This is a genomic window from Bacillus nakamurai, assembly GCF_001584325.1.
Lineage (GTDB): Bacteria > Bacillota > Bacilli > Bacillales > Bacillaceae > Bacillus > Bacillus nakamurai.
The window spans coordinates 104370-119871 of record NZ_LSAZ01000023.1 but is presented as its reverse complement, the minus strand read 5'-3'; the positions used below and the strand labels follow the sequence as shown (position 1 = coordinate 119871).

Here is a 15502-nt window from a genome sequence, read left to right as displayed (position 1 = left end):
TAACAGCAGAAGCCCAGTCTGTATATGACGAAAACGTTTTAGATTTAGGCGGCAATCAGTTTCTGAGTGAACCTGAACAGCCGAACGAAAAACCAAGCGTGCAGGATACTGATCCCTTTGACGGTCAGCCTGTAGACATTAGCAAAAATGACCAGCCATTTGATTAAGGTTGGCATACCCTTCTGTTACAAGTGGATGACAGAAGGGGCGCCTAACGGGGCGCAACTGTTCCGTGAGTATGTTAAGGGGTATATCCGAACAAATGAACCGGGCTTGCGTTTAGTCCGCATCAGCGGCATGACAGCACTGTGTGAAAGGAAGTAGGTGAGCCATGAATTACCTGAAAGAACTAAACGGGTTCATGACCTGGATAGAAACGAATCCGTTGTCTGCAACAACTCAAGCATTGTGGTTTCATCTGATGCACATTAACAACAAAACCGGGTGGCGGGAGTGGTTCACCACTTCCAACACCACTCTTCAAGCAAAAATCGAAGTCACTGAAGCCACACTGATAAAACACCGGAAAATACTGATTGATCTCAAACGAATTGAATATGAGCCGCAGGGGAGAAAGGCCGGGAAATACAAGCTGATTTCTTTTGAAAACACGGTCTGTAAAGAGGAACCCGAGAGCGACAAGCCGGATGCGCCGAGCGAGAAAACGCCAGAAGCACAGCAGGAGGTTGACGAAAAAATGAAAAACGCATTTGAACTATTCGAAAACAGAACAGCCCGTACCATTGGCCCAATGGAGGTTCAACGGCTCGGCTATATGGTGGAAGATTACGGCGAAGAGCAGGTCATGGAGGCTATGAAATTGGCTTTTAGAAACAAGGGAAGCAATGTGGGGCTGAATTACATTGAAGCGATTCTATCCAACCCGTTAAGCCAGAAGCGAAAGGAGAAACAGCAGTATGCCAACAAACAACAGAACACAAAGTACGGACGAGGCGATGGCGGCAGTCATGAAAGAACTTCAGGAAAGGTCGGCTCAATTTTCGGCGGACAAGTTGGCCGCCTCAGAAGAAAAGGTTGAATATGATTGCCCCACTTGCAAAGACGAACTCGGCTATATCGAAAACAAGGACGGCTATGAAATATGGGTACGATGTGGGTGCATCGAGCGCCGTCGCATCCGGAAATTAATGAACTCCAGTGATATTACCCCGGAATTTGAAAGATTACAATTCAAGAATTTCATAACCGAGGGCAAGCCAGCAATGGTAAAAGTCACCTATGATACAGCAGTCGAATATTACAAGGAATTCGATAACATTCGCGGTACTCGCAACAACAGCATTGCCCTTCTCGGGCAGCCGGGGGCGGGCAAAACGCATTTGCTTACTGCAATCTCAAACAAGCTGATCAAATCGAAAAATATCGCTGTTCAGTATTTCCCATACGTCGAAGGATTCAACGACCTGAAAGATGATTTTGACAAGCTAGAAGAAAAGCTCAAGCGAATGAAAGAAGTTGAAGTCTTGTTTATAGATGATCTGTTCAAGCCTCTGAACGGGAAGCCACGGGCCACTGATTGGCAGGTCGAGCAAACGTACTCTGTCATCAACTATCGCTATCTGAACCATAAACCAGTCTTGATCTCAAGTGAATTGAATATCGAGCAAATCGTAAAGATAGACGAGGCGCTCGGCACCCGGCTTTATGAAATGTGTGCCGACTATGTTGTGGTCATTGAGGGAGACAGGATGCTATTAAATCATAGATTGGCAGGGTTGAGAAATGGATAAACAGGCAAGTTTCACAGCATCCGGCGGCATGTACGTGTTCGGGCCTGCTGAACAAACGTACGGCCAGGACCTTACCCCGGCGATCCGGGTGCTTGAGGAAAAAATCAAACAAATGGAGCTGATGCACAGTGCTTAAAGCGGTTATCCTGCTACCAGCCATCATCCTCACAGCGCCGTACAAGGAAAAACAGATTCAGCAATGGGAACAAATTGACGGGAGGTAACGACGGCACGCGGGAACAGGCCGATAAGGTAATAGTCAAAGCAATAGATATGGAGGTATCAGAATGAGAGAAATCAAGTTTCGGGCTTGGAATGATCCACTCAAAAAAATGGATTACAGCCCTTTAAATGCAATTGGTTTTGATGGGAAGTTTTATTACGGGAATGCGGATATAACAGGATTATTTGGAAGTATCATGCAATACACCGGGTTAAAGGACAAAAACGGTCGGGAGATTTATGAGGGAGACATTGTAAGGAATCACCGTAGAACATCAAATGAGCTATTAGAAGTCCTGTGGCAGGAAGAAGTGGCTGAACACGCTTCAGACGGAATCTATTGGACAAAAAAGGTACCAGGTTTTAGATTCAAACGAATAAAGCGAGGTTTGACTACTGTATTTGTAGCTCATGTTGATTTAGAAGTCATCGGCAACATTTATGAAAATCCTGAGCTTTTGGAGGCAGCAGAATGAATTTAGACATCGGTAAATACAGAATTACATCTGATCCAATGAACGTTATCTTGAGCATCGAATTTCAAAAGCAGGATAAAGAGGGCAATCCGTCAGGCGAGGTCGGGTACAAGCCAGTTGGATATTTCAAGGATTTAGAGTCTGCATGTAATCGAATCCTAAACATGGAAATCTTGACGGGGCAGGCGAACAACTTCGAAGAATTAAAAGCGTTGATTATCCAAACAAAACAAACAATCACCGCGGCTATTCGGGAGTCAGCAGAATGATGCCAACTACTAAATTGGAATATCGGTTTTGAAATCCTTACAGTTGGCGGAATGCGTTTTATAAAATGCACATTCCTCCCTCTTATACTACTAATCAGGATAGGGGAGGCATCACATGCAAACGAATAAGTACGGCGCCAGGAAAACGCAGGTGGACGGCATTACGTTCGATAGCCGGGCCGAAGCCAAATACTATGAGCAATTGAAATGGCTCAAGGTGAGCAAGCAAATCAAAGATTTTAAGCTGCAGCCACGGTTCCTGCTGCAAGAGGCATTCAAAAAGAACGGCAAAACTTTTCGGAAGATTGAATATATTGCAGACTTCGAGGTTCATAACTTGGATGGCAGCATCGAGGTCATTGACATCAAAGGTGTGGAAACAAAGGAATTTGCCATCAAACGCAAGCTGTATGAGCGCCGATATGATACGCCACTCAAGGTGCTGGCGCTAGATAAGGCACTCGGCTTCATTGAGCTGGACGAGCTGAAAAAACTCAAAAGGAAGGCGGGGAAGACCACTGCAAAACGTGGTAATCGCAGACGATCGGCCGTTATGGGTTCAGGAAGAAGATAAGCTCATGGCCTGCATGACGCTCTGTTCCGATTACAAACGATGCGCCAGCCGCATGGGAGCGGATTGTAAAAATCTTGGAGGTTCAGAAATACCCAAAATCAATTCAGGAGGTTATCGCTATGCAAGAAAAAATCAACCACTACAAGCCAGGACCAGTTAAGAAATGGAAAATGACGCTGGAGCAGTTGGCGGCATACATCGAAAAGCATCCGATCATTTACCGCGAGGAATTAAAGCCGTCAGCTGGCGTAACAATGCGGCTGCCGTCGTAAAACGAAAAAAGCACCGAAGCTGCGCCTCAGTGCCTTTGATATGAACTGGTACTTCTATCATAGCACAGGGGGCGGCCAGAGTGAACAAGCCAACAGAAATAAAAAACTATGACACAACTATTCAGCAAAACATCGAGCCGGGGAAAGTCCGCATCATCGTTTTAGATGGCACTGAAGGGACTGCTCATTTAATGGACGCCCCGGAACACGGTAAAACAATCATTCAAACAATAAAAGGCGGCCTGGCTCGTTGTGATTACGAGATCGGCCATAAATTCAAATAGCAGGGGTTTCCCCTGCGGGGGAGGAACGGCATGGATAAATTACAGGAAATTAAAGGGCGTATTTCAAAATTAAAAGGCTACCAAAATGCTAAGTCGGAAGATCAATACTGGATGACTAAAGAGCATATTGATTTTCTGATTGATCGAACTGAACTGGCTGAAAAACAGCAGGCCATCATTGAAGAAAACGAGCGTCAGCAGGAAATCACGGTCAATCAGTTCCGGCAGGCTCAGGAAGAGATTCAGAAGCTGCGGGCGGAAAACGAAGAACTAAAATTAAAAGTCGAGGCTCAGGAAGAGGAAATAAGAGATTTAGAATTTGAAAACAGCAATTTAGAGGACGAAGTGGAGGAATTGGAGGACAGAGTTGAAGCATTGGAGGACAGAGTTGAAGCATTGGAGGACGAAGTGGAGGAATTGGAGGACAGAGTTGAAGCATTGGAGGACGAAGTGGAGGAATTGGAGGGGGCTACGGAATGAAAGTGAAACATGTTGATCATGGTGGCCTAAAAAGTAACTGGAAGGCGTTTGTTGATTTTGTTAAATCCAATGGTGATGGCGCTTGGTACGAATATTTCTTTGTTTTCCATGAAGATGAATATGACGAAACCTATATATTTGAAGATTCCTTGCAATTAGACAAATGGTTAGAACAGGAATTTTGGGAGGGTTGTCATTACGAGGTCGAGGATCTTGAGAGTTCAATGGATGAATGGAAAGTATGGGGGCTAGTTCCTGCTTCATCAGTTGAAAAATTTCCAATCTTATACGACAAAGCGAGGAAAACATCAATTGTTAGTGATGGTGAACAATTTTACAGAAAACCAGTGAGTATAAGCGTAGAGCAGACAATTTCAGTATCGGCCGTATAAGGGGGAATACAATATGATGCCATTACAAGTAGAACTGCAACGGAACGTGAAGGCCACGAAAGACGAAGCAATGACCGTCGAGCAGGCGGCCGAGCTTTTAAAAGTTCACCCGGATTACATCCCGACGCTGGTCGCTCGGTCTGATGATCTGAAAATGATCGGCGACCATACCATTATCGCTAAACGGGATAAAACTAATATCTGGCTGGTCGGGGCATGCGTGGCGCTCTTCTTCGTCACTATCTCTGTCCTGCCGAATTTGATCGGGGGTTAAGGTATGGGATTCCCGCGGATTTTACACTATCCGGGCAGTAAATGGTCAATGACAGACTGGATCATCAGCCATATGCCCGAGCATAAAACTTACGTTGAACCTTTCTTTGGATCCGGAGCATTGTTTTTTAACAAACAGCCCTCGACCATCGAAACAATCAATGATCTGGATAGCAGCGTGGTCAATCTTTTCAAAGTCATTCGGGATCAGCCGGAAGAGCTTGCGAGATTAATTGAATGGACGCCGTTATCCCGTGAAGAATATTACGCATCCTATGATTCTGAATCAGGCAATGAATTAGAGGACGCCCGTCGTTTTCTTATTCGTTGCTGGCAGGCCATAGGAGCAAAAACAAGTGACCGGACAGGCTGGCGGAGCTTGATCAGTAGTAACGGCCCTGACACGGCTAAAGAGTGGGGCAAACTGTCGGCAAAGATATTGTTAGTCGCCAAGCGACTGAAAGAAGCACAAATCGAACACCAGCCAGCTGTCCAGCTGCTTGAAAGATATAAACGGAAAGAAGTGCTTGTTTACGCAGACCCGCCTTACATCATCGAAACGCGGACCAAACGGCATTACAAACATGAAATGACGATTGATGATCATGTTGAGTTGCTTGAGACATTAGACAAGCATCCTGGACCCGTACTCTTGTCCGGCTACGCTCATCCACTTTATGATGACCGACTCAAGCACTGGAAAAGAGAGATACGGGAAGTATCAGCGGAAGCCGGGGCCAAACGCCAAGAAGTGTTATGGATTAACCCGGTAGCTGCTGAACAAAGCTACTTTCAGCAATCATTGTTCAGTTTGGAGGCCCGGCCATGATCGAATACCATTGCCCGGACTGCGATTATAAAAAACTTGATTTAGAAATCCGCGCAGGTGCCTGCTGCCCGCATTGTGGCCGCGTCATGGGCGCTGAGGAGGAAATAGCGTGAAACAGGATTACAGGCAGGCTTTCGAACAAGCATTGACTGTCTTCCGTGAAAAGCACGGACCGGAAAAAGGCGGCATGCTGCTTATGTGTCATGTGCATGAATTTCTACAAAATACCGTCGGCGGGCGGAAATAGGGGGAACAGAAAATGAAAATCAACTTAAAACAACCTGCAATGAAACTGTCTGAACTACCTGGCGAAATGGAGATCGCTGCTTCTAACAACCTTTCGCTTCTCTATACAGTAGACGAAGTGAAAGCTGAAATTGAAGGTGGAGAACCACATCATGAGGACAGATGGTTCATTATTGAGCGCCGGGAATGGAAGCCAAACGTTGATCTGATGATTGACAGGTATCTCGACGATGTGGACGAGGATATGTATGAAGGCTTTTACGAAAAAGCAAAAGCCAATATATCAGACGATGTCATACAAAAAATTCAATTGATTTTAGAGGGCGCACTGAACAAACCAAATATCACGGATTACTGGACTTTGGAGGAAGAAGTGAACATTGATATTTTTCCAGGGGAGGAAGCGGAATGAATCTACAAAAAATGTTCGAAATGCAAAAGGAGCTTGATGATCGGATCATCAAAGAAAAGGGGCTTGAGGGGCAGGACTTGGTACCAAACACTTATGTCGCTCTGGATACTGAATTAGCTGAATTTGCGAATGAAGGACGCTGGTTCAAGCATTGGAGTAATGACCGGGAGCCAAGAAATCACTGCAAATTGTGCCAATTAATCGAGACACCGCACATTTGCCAGAACCCACTTCTTGAAGAATACGTGGACTGCCTACACTTTTTCCTTTCAATAGCCGTTAAAAAAGGCTGGGAAGACGCTATGAGTCTACCAGAAGAAGCCTTTAATGAAATGAAGAAAAATGGATTTGAAGGCGGTTTGTCAGGTGTGTTTTTAGAAATGAAATGGGTGCTATTAAATTCTTATATGACCAAAGACAAAAGACACAAAAAGACCAGTTTCATGGTGGCATGGGGCTTGTTCTTGAGTATTGGAACTATTGGTTTCGGATTCACTTTGGAACAGATTGAAGCAGCTTACATGGACAAAAACGCCGTCAATCATCAGCGGCAGCAGGAGGGGTATTGATGAACCATACAGAAGCGAAAATTACAATCAAACAAAGCGATAAGGTGGAAGTCACGAAGGCACAGGCGTGGGCGATTGAGGAGGGGATGAAACATTATTTGAAAATGGCTGATGCCGACCCCGCAAGAGTGGAGAAGTTAACCAAGGGAGACAAGAAGGAATTTGCGCGACTTCTATTTTTGGGGACACATTTTGTTATTAAAATAGGCGATCTGACACCATGGGACGGACTTTTTGAGCCACTCAACAGCATGTCCGCTGATGAATTGAATAGAGCGATTTTAAAGGATTATGTTGTGAAGGAGGGCGGCGCCGAATGAGTAAAAGACTCCCTGTGAAGTTAAGCAATAAACAAATTCAACTTTGTAAACTTTTGGATGATTTGAGCGAGCAGGTGAATGTCGTCATGCACGACGCAGTGATTTTCAGGAAACCGAACAGGCTCAATGTGATAGATCAAGGCGCAAAAGAGGCTGAAAGGCTTTCCAAAGAGATTCAAACGCTTGTGAATTCGATGAGGCGGAAGAAGGAGGGTGCGAAGTGTGAAATATGTGATTCTGCTAGAAAATATGATTGACGATAATGAACTGGTTATTTTTGACGCTGGCATACCCTATGCAATTGAAAACAACGTAATAAGAAATGAAAATACAATGACGATTCCATTAAAAGATATTTGGGTTGAGTTTGAAATTGTTGAGAAAAACGCCATTTAACAAAACGTACATTGATGTTGGATGATTCAAAAATTATAAGGGGGATGAATAATTATGAAAAAACTATTCAAATCAATCATTCTATCAGCAGTATTACTTACGGGAGCCGCGGCCGTTGCACCGTCGGCTTCCGCAGCATGGTCCGGCTGGCAAAATGAATCCGGGTACAGCGCCCGGGTGTTTACGGACGCCACAACTTATACGGCCAACGCCTCGACTGTGGACTGGAAAGCCGAGAAGAAAGGATCAAGCACTCTTTACTACACGGCTGGGGTTTACAAAAAGCGCAGCGGCGGCGGGCTGACTGATACGAATCTGGTACAGCGGGGCAGCTTCAAAACGGCAACGCCTTTGAAATCATTCAACGTGAAAACGATCAGGAATAAGACCGGGAAGGGAACCTATGTCATCCAGCTTGACTGCTATTCTGATTCCGGCAAGCGGAACTATATCGGTACGTTTGAATCAGCGAAATTTTATATTAAATAGGGGGATTCGATGGCGCTGAGAATAGTTTTTCTGCTGATAGGGTTAGGATTCTGGTTTTATTTCCAGTACGATTACCGCCCAGACATGAAAGCGAACATCACGTTAATAGGAGCAATCATTGCATTCACGGCTGCGGCGTTTTTTCAAGATATTGATAAGTATATGGAGAAGAGGGAAGACGAGTGTTAATAGCTTTTAAAATAGTTCTGCTGCTGGTTCTTATAGTCTCTCTTATGGGCGTTGTAGGAGAAGAAAAGGATTCACAGCTGAGAAATCACTTAACTGCAATTTGTATCGCAGCAATCATCGGCAACATTGCTACATATGTGCTGCTTTAACTGAATAAGTCCAAGACGGAAAGCCTGCGGACACTGATCATTGCACAGAATTACTGTGCTCTGATTGGTGTCCGTTTTTTATTTGAACGGAGGGATGACATGAAGCAGGAAAAGAAAAAGCCCAATAAAAACACGCAGGAGCGATCTGAACGCTTTTGGCGGCAAATGATGGGGCAAGACATGCAAAGACTTAAACGAGGCAAGGGCGGCGCATTTAAGCGCAAATAAAGGGAGGAATCAGAATGCAAGATTTAATCATTGAATACAAACGGGCTTTAAGAGAAACAAGAAAAATGTATCGGCTCTACAAAGATACAGCGGAAGTCAATCTGACGGCTGAACAGATCAACGACAAAAAGATTATCAGTAGCATGATCAGTGACATCCAGTACACTCTTGAATGGTTGCAGAACGGAAGACAGCCCGGCGCCCGCCGAGGTGCTGACAGAAGAGACGCATACCAAAGGACGATTCTTGCTGATCCGCGCTTAATTGATGCGCTGCCGGAAGAATATGCAATCATTCAAGAAGCTGAGGGAGAGGTAAGTGATTGGGATAAGGAAAGAATCGCTGATGCCCTTTCTGCCCTTACTGAAAGAGAGAAGGACATTTTCATCATGCACACTGTGCAAAACATGTCTTTCGAAGAGATCGCCCAGCTGCTGGATATAAAAAAAGGAACAGTTCAAAAGAATATTGAACGTTCCCGATTGAAAATGAAAAATAGAGCAGAACACAGCCTATTCTGTTTAGCGTGAATAGGCTTTTTCTTATGATGATTTTTTATTCAGACCAAGGCGTTCACGTAAGGCGAATTGAAGAAGCTGCGAAAAGTTTACGCCTTCTTTCTCTGCTGCCTCGGCAAGCCATTTAGGCACAGTTAAAGTCTTTTTGACAGCTTTGTTCTCCATTTCATCACGCACGATGTCAGTCCACGCGTGTACCATGACAACAAAACCGGTCTTCGGTACATCAAGCTCACTTGGATTGGATGGTGAAGGGATTTCTTCCCCGTCTTCTTCCATGCCGTACAAAAAGCCCTCAAGCACATCTTTAGCCATGCTCATTGCATTTTCTAAGTCATCGCCTTCAGAAATACAGCCAGGTAGATCCGGAAATGTAATCGTATAGCCTTCGCTTCCGTCTTCACCTGAATCAAAAATCGCTGGAAATAGATATTTCCCCATATATATAAAACCTCCTTACAAGAGGGGCTATTTAAGCCCCGCCTGTTTAAGTATTGAATTTAATGTTCCGGGTTTGAAGTCCTTTTTGGGATGTGGGACTGTTACTGTTCCCGGTTTAGTTGGGTGTTGGAAGTGATGATGACTCCCGACTACTCGTTTTAAGTACCACCCATCTTTGGTAAGTATCTTTATGATTTCTCTTGAAGACTTCATGTTTCCCTCCCTTCAATAATATTATAACACGTATAAATAATACGTACAATAGTTAAAAGCGAAAAAATCAATATTTTCGTCTTACGGTTGCCACCTATTTATGAAAGACACTTTCGTTCGACAATTCACGGGGGCGCTTTTTATGTTCTCTGTAAACCGGGTCCAGTGAATCTCAGATAAAACAATTGGCGGCTGACAGCCTCTGAGTGTGGGCTTGGTTTAGAGAGAATATTTGAGGAGGTGCAGGTGATATGCTATGAAATTGACAGAGAAACAGAAGCGCTTTGCCGACTTTTATATTGAGCTTGGTAATGCGACGGAAGCGGCTAGAAAAGCGGGTTACAGCCAAAAGACAGCTAAATCAATTGGTCAAGAGAACCTGACGAAACCTGACATCAAATCCTATATTAAAGAGCGGCTTGCTGAAAAGGATGCGGAAAGGGTAGCTTCACAAGACGAGATTCTTGAATTCTTAACGGCAGTGATGCGGGGTGAGAAGACTGAGCAGATTCCCGTTGGCATTGGAGAAGGTGCTCAGGAATTAGAGGATAAAGACCCGTATCTAAAGGATCGGGTGAAAGCGGCTGAACTGCTCGGTAAACGGCACGGTATGTGGACTGAGAAAGTCGATATGACGGGCGAATTTGCTGTTCAGTTCATTGATGATTCAGGTGATGTCGAAGAATGAAGCAAATAAAGTTCTCAGAGATATTTACGCCTCATTTCTTGGCAGCTTGGCGGGAAATCAAAAAGGGTGACAAATTGAAATACGTCTTTAAAGGCGGCCGGGGTTCAGCTAAATCAACGCACATTGCCATGTGGATCATTCTTTTAATGATGATGATGCCGATTACATTCCTGGTCATCCGGCGTGTGTACAGAACGATAGAGGAATCAGTTTTTGAACAACTGAAAGAAGCTATCGACATGCTTGAAGTCGGCCACCTCTGGAAAGTGAGTAAATCGCCATTAAAGCTGACGTATATTCCAAGAGGAAACAGCATCATTTTCCGCGGGGGCGACGATGTAACCAAAATCAAATCATTGAAGGTGAGCAAGTTTCCTGTTGCTGGCATGTGGATAGAAGAACTGGCCGAATTTAAAACAGAAGAGGAAATTTCCATTATTGAAAAGTCAGTTCTCCGTGCTGAATTACCGAAAGGCTCCCGATACATTTTCTTTTATTCGTACAACCCGCCGAAAAGAAAACAGAGCTGGGTAAATAAAATTTTTAATTCAAGCAGCCTGCCGAAGAACACATATGTAAATCATTCGACTTATAAAGACAACCCGTTTTTATCGAAGGACTTCATAGACGAGGCTGAGGAAGTAAAACGGAAGAATGAAAACAAATATCGCCATGAGTATCTCGGCGAAGCGTTAGGGAGTGGTGTTGTGCCATTTGATAATTTGAAAATCGAAAACGGCTGTATTACTGATGAAATGGTTCGCTCGTTCGACAACATCCGGCAGGGCGTTGACTTTGGATATGGTCCTGATCCTCTCGCTTATGTCAGGTGGCACTATGACAAGAAGCGTAACAGCATCTATGCGATTGATGAGCTTTATGATCAAAAGGTTTCCAATAGAGAGCTGGCAAAATGGATCAGATCAAAAGGATATGAGAGTCAAGAGATTACTGCTGACAGTGCCGAACCTAAAAGTATTGATGAATTAAAAATAGATCATGGCATCCGGCGCATTACAGGCGCTAAAAAAGGTCCTGACTCAGTTGAATATGGCGAGGAATGGCTTGATGATTTAGACGCCATTATCATTGATCCATTGAGAACGCCTAATATTGCTCGCGAGTTCGAAAATATTGACTATCAGACTGATAGAGACGGCAATCCAAAAGCGCGGCTTGAGGACGCTGACAACCACACTATAGACGCTACTCGTTATGCTTTTGAGCGGGATATGAAGCGACCGGGCGTACGGGTCATGACAAGATGAAAGGAAAGGAGCTGATTTCCATTGTATCCAATGACACCAACACACACAGAAGAGCTGCTGAAAATCATTGAGGACAGTTCAGAAACATCAGATACTCTGCCGGACACTACTGTTATTCAGAAGATGATTGACAAACACGAATTAGAGCGTGACCGGATGCTTGAGGGTGTCGCATATTATATGAATCAGGCTGATATAAAAAAGAAACTGCGCTATTTTTATGAAAAAGGTGTCCGCAAAATAGATACGGAAAAGCCTAATAACCGTATTTCTCATAACTGGCACAAGCTGCTGGTCCAACAGAAAGTGCAATACCTGGTCGGGAAGCCCATCACTTTTAATGCTGAAGATTCAAAGTTCTTGGAGCTGGTCAACGACTTTGTAAACGAAGATTTTGATGACGTAATGAATGAGCTTTTGAAAAACGCTAGTAATAAGGGCAGTGAATGGCTCCATCCGTTTGTTGATGAAGACGGGAAATTTGATTTTATACGGATTCCTGCTGAAGAAGTCATCGCGGTATACGATACCACGAAAAAGCGGAAGCTCCTATATGCTATCAGGTATTACGATGTCAAAAACATTGATGATGAATACACTCGTAAGGTCGAAGTGTATACAGATCAGCAGACGTTCTACTACGTCATGTACGATGGCGCTCTTATCCTTGATTTTGACTACGAACGAAACCCGGAGAGTCATTTTTATTTAGGGAATGCCGGATATGGATGGGGAAAAGTACCCTTAATCGAGTTCAAGAACAATGAAGAAGGCGTCAGCGATCTCGTTTTTTACAAGGATTTAATTGATCAGTACAACAGCAACATTTCAAACAACGCAAATACCTTTGATGAAATGCAAGATATTATTTACGAACTGATAAATTATTCAGATGATTTATCTGAGTTTGTGACAAACATACGCCATTATAAAGCAGTTGCCGTTGGTGAAGGTGGCGGATTCAACATGAAAACTGCTGAAATTCCGATGGATAGTGCCAATTCTCACCTTGACCGACTTGAGGAAAATATATACCGTTTCGGGCAGGGAGTTAATAATAACCCTGACAAGGTAGGTAGTTCTCCGACGAACGTTGCAATTAAAAACCTATATTCCTTACTTGATCTGAAGGCAAATGAAGCTGAGAGGAAATTCCGTCCGGCTTTGCATGCCTTCTTTTGGTTTTTTACTGAATATTTGAGGATGACTGACCAAGGAGAATACGATCACACGCTTTTACAAATGACATTTAATCGCTCACGTATGACCAATGAACTTGAAGAGGTGCAGATGGGCAACCAGAGCAACGATATAAGCAAAGAAACACGATTGGCTCACCATCCTTGGGTTGATGATGTAGAAGCTGAAATGAAGAGGATAAAAGATGAGGAAGAGGAGTACAGAAAAAGCATGCCACCGTTGAGAGATATTCCAACGGATACAACAGGCGGTGACGACGAAGATGAACCAAAATGATATTGATAAGTATCTGGATGACATGATCACTGAGGATGCGAAAAAGATCGATGTCGTTTTTGCTCAGCGCCTGAAAGAAATAAATGAACAAATCGCGGTTCTATATGCGAAATACAGCAGAGACGGTCAGTTATCCATGGCTGATATGAATAAATACAATCGGTTCAAAAAAGAAATGGTGCGTATGACTGAGGAATCCAGTAAAGCATTCAAAACCATTCTCACAATCGTTGAGGCATTGGCGGCTAAACAATTCCTTGAGAATTACATGCGCTCTTCCTATTTGTATGAGATGGAAGCTGCAGTTGATTTAGGGTTCAGTATTCCTACAGCCGAAGTAATCAAACAGGCCATATTAAACCCAATAGCTGAATTAACTCTCTCGGCCTTGTATAAGCGCCACAGGGATGACTATGTCCGGCAAATACAGATTTCAATTGCTCAAGGTATTCAGGCTGGGGAGGATTTTTCAAAGATTGCCCGCCGCATTGAAAGAGCGACCGAATTTGCGCGCAGGAAAGCCCGTGACGTGGCGAGGACAGAAGCTCATAGGGTACAAGTCTCGGCGAGAATGGAAAGCGCTGAGAAGGCCTCAAAACGGAGCAACCTTGAAAAGATGTGGAATGCTACCCTTGATCTTAAAACACGATCCGGTCACAGGAAGCTGGACGGGAAAACAATAGAACGCAATGGGCTGTTCAAATCAATTTACGGCGGTGTCGGCCCGGCTCCGGGGCATATGAATAATGCGAAAGACGACATAAACTGCCGTTGCACAATTGCGTTTAAAGTGAACGGCGTCCTACCGGATACGAGAAGGGCAAGGGAAGGCGGCAGCGGGGCAGGCCAGACAATCCCATATCAAACATATGAAGAATGGTACAAATCCATTGAGGAAAAGGGGAAATGATGAGTGGCTAAACTTGAAATCAAGCTAAATGAAGAGGGAAGAAAAAAGCTTGAATCTCCTTCTATGCATTCGCTAAAGATCAGTGATTATGACATATTGATTGATGGCCAAGAACCTAGCTTAATAACAGACTTATCGCTGCATATGTCAACGGAAAAATTTAATGAATGCACAATTAGTTTTACAACTGAACATATCGACATTGATGCTGAAACTCTTGCTTCTTTAGAATTAATTGCTGAAGAAAAACAGACGGTTATTAATTTGGATGCAGATACTGTTTCTGAATGAATTGCAAAACGGTTTATAACTGATCCCGGCATCACAACTACTAAAATCAACAACTCAACAAAAGGGTAACTCGTTTGATTTCTATTTGTCCTGAGCATGACGTTAAAAGGCTTTTTTGTCTGCTCGTTTTAAAGGTTTAGAGCAAAAACAAACGCAAATCCTGTGCGTGAGGTGGACACGCAAAAAAACATCAAAGGAGAGAATGAAATGAGTTTAAAAGAATTGCTCGGAGACGATTTATACGCTCAGGTGATCGAAAAAGCCGGAGATCAAAAGATTGATATTGTCAGTAACGGCCAATGGTTTCCAAAGGAGCGTTTTGATGCAGTCAACAATGAGAAGAAGGACTTGAAAAGCCAGCTTGACGAGCGGGACCAGCAATTGAACACTTTGCAGAAACAGGCTAAAGGTAACGAAGAGCTTCAGGCGGCAATTGAAAGTCTCCAAGAAGAAAACCAGAAGACTGCTGCTGAATACCAGCAAAAATTAGATCAGCAGGCTTTTGATTTCGCGATTGAATCAGCATTGCGTGATGCGAAGTCAAAAAACATCAAGGCTGTTAAAGCCAATTTAAATCTTGATGGCTTGAAATTAACTGACGGCAAGGTAATTGGTCTTGATGAACAGCTAACGGCTCTCAGGGAAAGCGACAGCTATCTTTTTGAGGAAGATCAAAAAAGCACTCCGTCTTTAGCAGGTAGGCAGCCGCATGTATCCGGTCAATCCGGAACGCAGACGCCTGCAAATCCTTTTAAGAAAGAAACGTTGAACCTGACTGAGCAAGGGCGCCTTTTTAGAGAAAATCCAGAATTAGCGATGCGTTTGCAAAAAGAGGCGCAGTAATGGAGGTGTGAAGGTATGAAAAAACGCATTCCGC

The 15502-nt window shown here is 43.9% G+C and carries 29 protein-coding genes and 1 pseudogene; 28 read left to right on the top strand and 2 right to left on the bottom strand.

Annotation, left to right across the window (positions count from 1 at the left end; genetic code table 11):
* The 22 genes and pseudogenes from AXI59_RS20910 to AXI59_RS12430 all read left to right on the top strand — a co-directional run.
* A pseudogene (locus AXI59_RS20910) lies at positions 1 to 167 on the top strand (recombination protein RecT); the annotation flags it as partial.
* A gap of 164 nt (positions 168 to 331) precedes the next feature.
* Entirely contained in the window at positions 332 to 1039 is a 708-nt protein-coding gene (locus AXI59_RS12510) for a DnaD domain protein (protein ID WP_061528407.1), read from the top strand.
* A complete protein-coding gene (locus tag AXI59_RS12505) occupies positions 969 to 1751 on the top strand; it encodes an ATP-binding protein (RefSeq protein ID WP_240491519.1) in 783 nt (260 codons plus the stop codon). Before AXI59_RS12510 ends, AXI59_RS12505 begins: the two co-directional genes overlap by 71 nt.
* Positions 1744 to 1887, top strand: coding sequence for a hypothetical protein (locus AXI59_RS20050; protein ID WP_167348377.1), 144 nt, complete (start codon positions 1744 to 1746; stop codon positions 1885 to 1887). Before AXI59_RS12505 ends, AXI59_RS20050 begins: the two co-directional genes overlap by 8 nt.
* 151 nt (positions 1888 to 2038) lie before the next feature.
* Positions 2039 to 2449: a YopX family protein gene (locus tag AXI59_RS12500; protein ID WP_061528405.1), complete on the top strand. Its 411-nt coding sequence runs from the start codon at positions 2039 to 2041 to the stop codon at positions 2447 to 2449.
* Positions 2446 to 2718 carry a hypothetical protein gene (locus tag AXI59_RS12495; RefSeq protein ID WP_061528404.1) on the top strand — a complete coding sequence of 91 codons (273 nt, stop codon included), beginning with the start codon at positions 2446 to 2448 and terminating at the stop codon, positions 2716 to 2718. Before AXI59_RS12500 ends, AXI59_RS12495 begins: the two co-directional genes overlap by 4 nt.
* A 115-nt stretch (positions 2719 to 2833) precedes the next feature.
* Positions 2834 to 3292 (top strand): DUF1064 domain-containing protein, encoded by a 459-nt coding sequence (locus tag AXI59_RS12490; protein WP_061528403.1) that lies wholly within the window; start codon positions 2834 to 2836, stop codon positions 3290 to 3292.
* Between the two features lie 119 nt (positions 3293 to 3411).
* Positions 3412 to 3564: a hypothetical protein gene (locus tag AXI59_RS20045; protein ID WP_167348376.1), complete on the top strand. Its 153-nt coding sequence runs from the start codon at positions 3412 to 3414 to the stop codon at positions 3562 to 3564.
* An 80-nt stretch (positions 3565 to 3644) separates the two neighbouring features.
* On the top strand, positions 3645 to 3848 hold the full coding sequence (locus AXI59_RS12485; RefSeq protein WP_061528402.1) for an XtrA/YqaO family protein: 204 nt from the start codon (positions 3645 to 3647) through the stop codon (positions 3846 to 3848).
* 30 nt (positions 3849 to 3878) lie between these two features.
* Positions 3879 to 4328, top strand: a complete 450-nt coding sequence (locus tag AXI59_RS20490) for a hypothetical protein (protein WP_240491518.1) — start codon at positions 3879 to 3881, stop codon at positions 4326 to 4328.
* Positions 4325 to 4720 carry a hypothetical protein gene (locus tag AXI59_RS12475; protein WP_061528401.1) on the top strand — a complete coding sequence of 132 codons (396 nt, stop codon included), beginning with the start codon at positions 4325 to 4327 and terminating at the stop codon, positions 4718 to 4720. The genes AXI59_RS20490 and AXI59_RS12475 overlap by 4 nt, the downstream gene beginning before the upstream one ends.
* 13 nt (positions 4721 to 4733) lie before the next feature.
* Positions 4734 to 4994, top strand: coding sequence for a hypothetical protein (locus tag AXI59_RS12470; protein WP_061528400.1), 261 nt, complete (start codon positions 4734 to 4736; stop codon positions 4992 to 4994).
* A 3-nt stretch (positions 4995 to 4997) separates the two neighbouring features.
* A complete protein-coding gene (locus AXI59_RS12465) occupies positions 4998 to 5822 on the top strand; it encodes a DNA adenine methylase (RefSeq protein ID WP_061528399.1) in 825 nt (274 codons plus the stop codon).
* 109 nt (positions 5823 to 5931) lie between these two features.
* Entirely contained in the window at positions 5932 to 6069 is a 138-nt protein-coding gene (locus tag AXI59_RS20040; protein WP_167348375.1) for a hypothetical protein, read from the top strand.
* A gap of 12 nt (positions 6070 to 6081) precedes the next feature.
* Positions 6082 to 6480: a hypothetical protein gene (locus tag AXI59_RS12460; RefSeq protein ID WP_061528398.1), complete on the top strand. Its 399-nt coding sequence runs from the start codon at positions 6082 to 6084 to the stop codon at positions 6478 to 6480.
* Entirely contained in the window at positions 6477 to 7049 is a 573-nt protein-coding gene (locus tag AXI59_RS12455) for a dUTP diphosphatase (RefSeq protein ID WP_061528397.1), read from the top strand. The genes AXI59_RS12460 and AXI59_RS12455 overlap by 4 nt, the downstream gene beginning before the upstream one ends.
* Positions 7049 to 7369, top strand: a complete 321-nt coding sequence (locus tag AXI59_RS12450; RefSeq protein ID WP_061528396.1) for a hypothetical protein — start codon at positions 7049 to 7051, stop codon at positions 7367 to 7369. Before AXI59_RS12455 ends, AXI59_RS12450 begins: the two co-directional genes overlap by 1 nt.
* A 222-nt stretch (positions 7370 to 7591) precedes the next feature.
* On the top strand, positions 7592 to 7765 hold the full coding sequence (locus AXI59_RS19815; RefSeq protein ID WP_156476282.1) for a hypothetical protein: 174 nt from the start codon (positions 7592 to 7594) through the stop codon (positions 7763 to 7765).
* 54 nt (positions 7766 to 7819) lie between these two features.
* On the top strand, positions 7820 to 8254 hold the full coding sequence (locus tag AXI59_RS12440; protein ID WP_061528394.1) for a hypothetical protein: 435 nt from the start codon (positions 7820 to 7822) through the stop codon (positions 8252 to 8254).
* A 9-nt stretch (positions 8255 to 8263) separates the two neighbouring features.
* Complete coding sequence (locus AXI59_RS12435) at positions 8264 to 8443, top strand: hypothetical protein (protein WP_061528393.1); 180 nt, start codon at positions 8264 to 8266, stop codon at positions 8441 to 8443.
* A gap of 248 nt (positions 8444 to 8691) precedes the next feature.
* Positions 8692 to 8820: a hypothetical protein gene (locus AXI59_RS20650; RefSeq protein ID WP_276203582.1), complete on the top strand. Its 129-nt coding sequence runs from the start codon at positions 8692 to 8694 to the stop codon at positions 8818 to 8820.
* 14 nt (positions 8821 to 8834) lie between these two features.
* Positions 8835 to 9350: a sigma-70 family RNA polymerase sigma factor gene (locus AXI59_RS12430; protein ID WP_061528392.1), complete on the top strand. Its 516-nt coding sequence runs from the start codon at positions 8835 to 8837 to the stop codon at positions 9348 to 9350.
* A 12-nt stretch (positions 9351 to 9362) separates the two neighbouring features.
* On the opposite strand, the gene AXI59_RS12425 is transcribed toward AXI59_RS12430, so the two are convergent.
* A complete protein-coding gene (locus AXI59_RS12425; RefSeq protein WP_061528391.1) occupies positions 9363 to 9779 on the bottom strand; it encodes a type II toxin-antitoxin system HicB family antitoxin in 417 nt (138 codons plus the stop codon).
* 27 nt (positions 9780 to 9806) lie between these two features.
* The gene (locus AXI59_RS12420; RefSeq protein ID WP_017696643.1) at positions 9807 to 9992 is read right to left on the bottom strand and encodes a type II toxin-antitoxin system HicA family toxin; all 186 of its coding nucleotides are present in this window, start codon (positions 9990 to 9992) and stop codon (positions 9807 to 9809) included.
* 256 nt (positions 9993 to 10248) lie between these two features.
* On the opposite strand from AXI59_RS12420, the gene AXI59_RS12415 reads away from it, so the two are divergent.
* The 6 genes from AXI59_RS12415 to AXI59_RS12390 all read left to right on the top strand — a co-directional run bounded on the left by AXI59_RS12415 (position 10249) and on the right by AXI59_RS12390 (position 15468).
* Positions 10249 to 10680 carry a terminase small subunit gene (locus AXI59_RS12415; protein WP_061528390.1) on the top strand — a complete coding sequence of 144 codons (432 nt, stop codon included), beginning with the start codon at positions 10249 to 10251 and terminating at the stop codon, positions 10678 to 10680.
* On the top strand, positions 10677 to 11948 hold the full coding sequence (locus tag AXI59_RS12410) for a PBSX family phage terminase large subunit (RefSeq protein WP_061528389.1): 1272 nt from the start codon (positions 10677 to 10679) through the stop codon (positions 11946 to 11948). Before AXI59_RS12415 ends, AXI59_RS12410 begins: the two co-directional genes overlap by 4 nt.
* 30 nt (positions 11949 to 11978) lie before the next feature.
* Complete coding sequence (locus AXI59_RS12405) at positions 11979 to 13424, top strand: phage portal protein (protein WP_061528412.1); 1446 nt, start codon at positions 11979 to 11981, stop codon at positions 13422 to 13424.
* Complete coding sequence (locus AXI59_RS12400) at positions 13411 to 14334, top strand: phage minor head protein (protein WP_061528388.1); 924 nt, start codon at positions 13411 to 13413, stop codon at positions 14332 to 14334. The genes AXI59_RS12405 and AXI59_RS12400 overlap by 14 nt, the downstream gene beginning before the upstream one ends.
* Before the next feature lie 3 nt (positions 14335 to 14337).
* Complete coding sequence (locus tag AXI59_RS12395) at positions 14338 to 14625, top strand: hypothetical protein (RefSeq protein WP_061528387.1); 288 nt, start codon at positions 14338 to 14340, stop codon at positions 14623 to 14625.
* Positions 14626 to 14832: 207 nt separating this feature from the next.
* Positions 14833 to 15468: a phage scaffolding protein gene (locus AXI59_RS12390; RefSeq protein WP_061528386.1), complete on the top strand. Its 636-nt coding sequence runs from the start codon at positions 14833 to 14835 to the stop codon at positions 15466 to 15468.
* Positions 15469 to 15502: the final 34 nt, after the last annotated feature.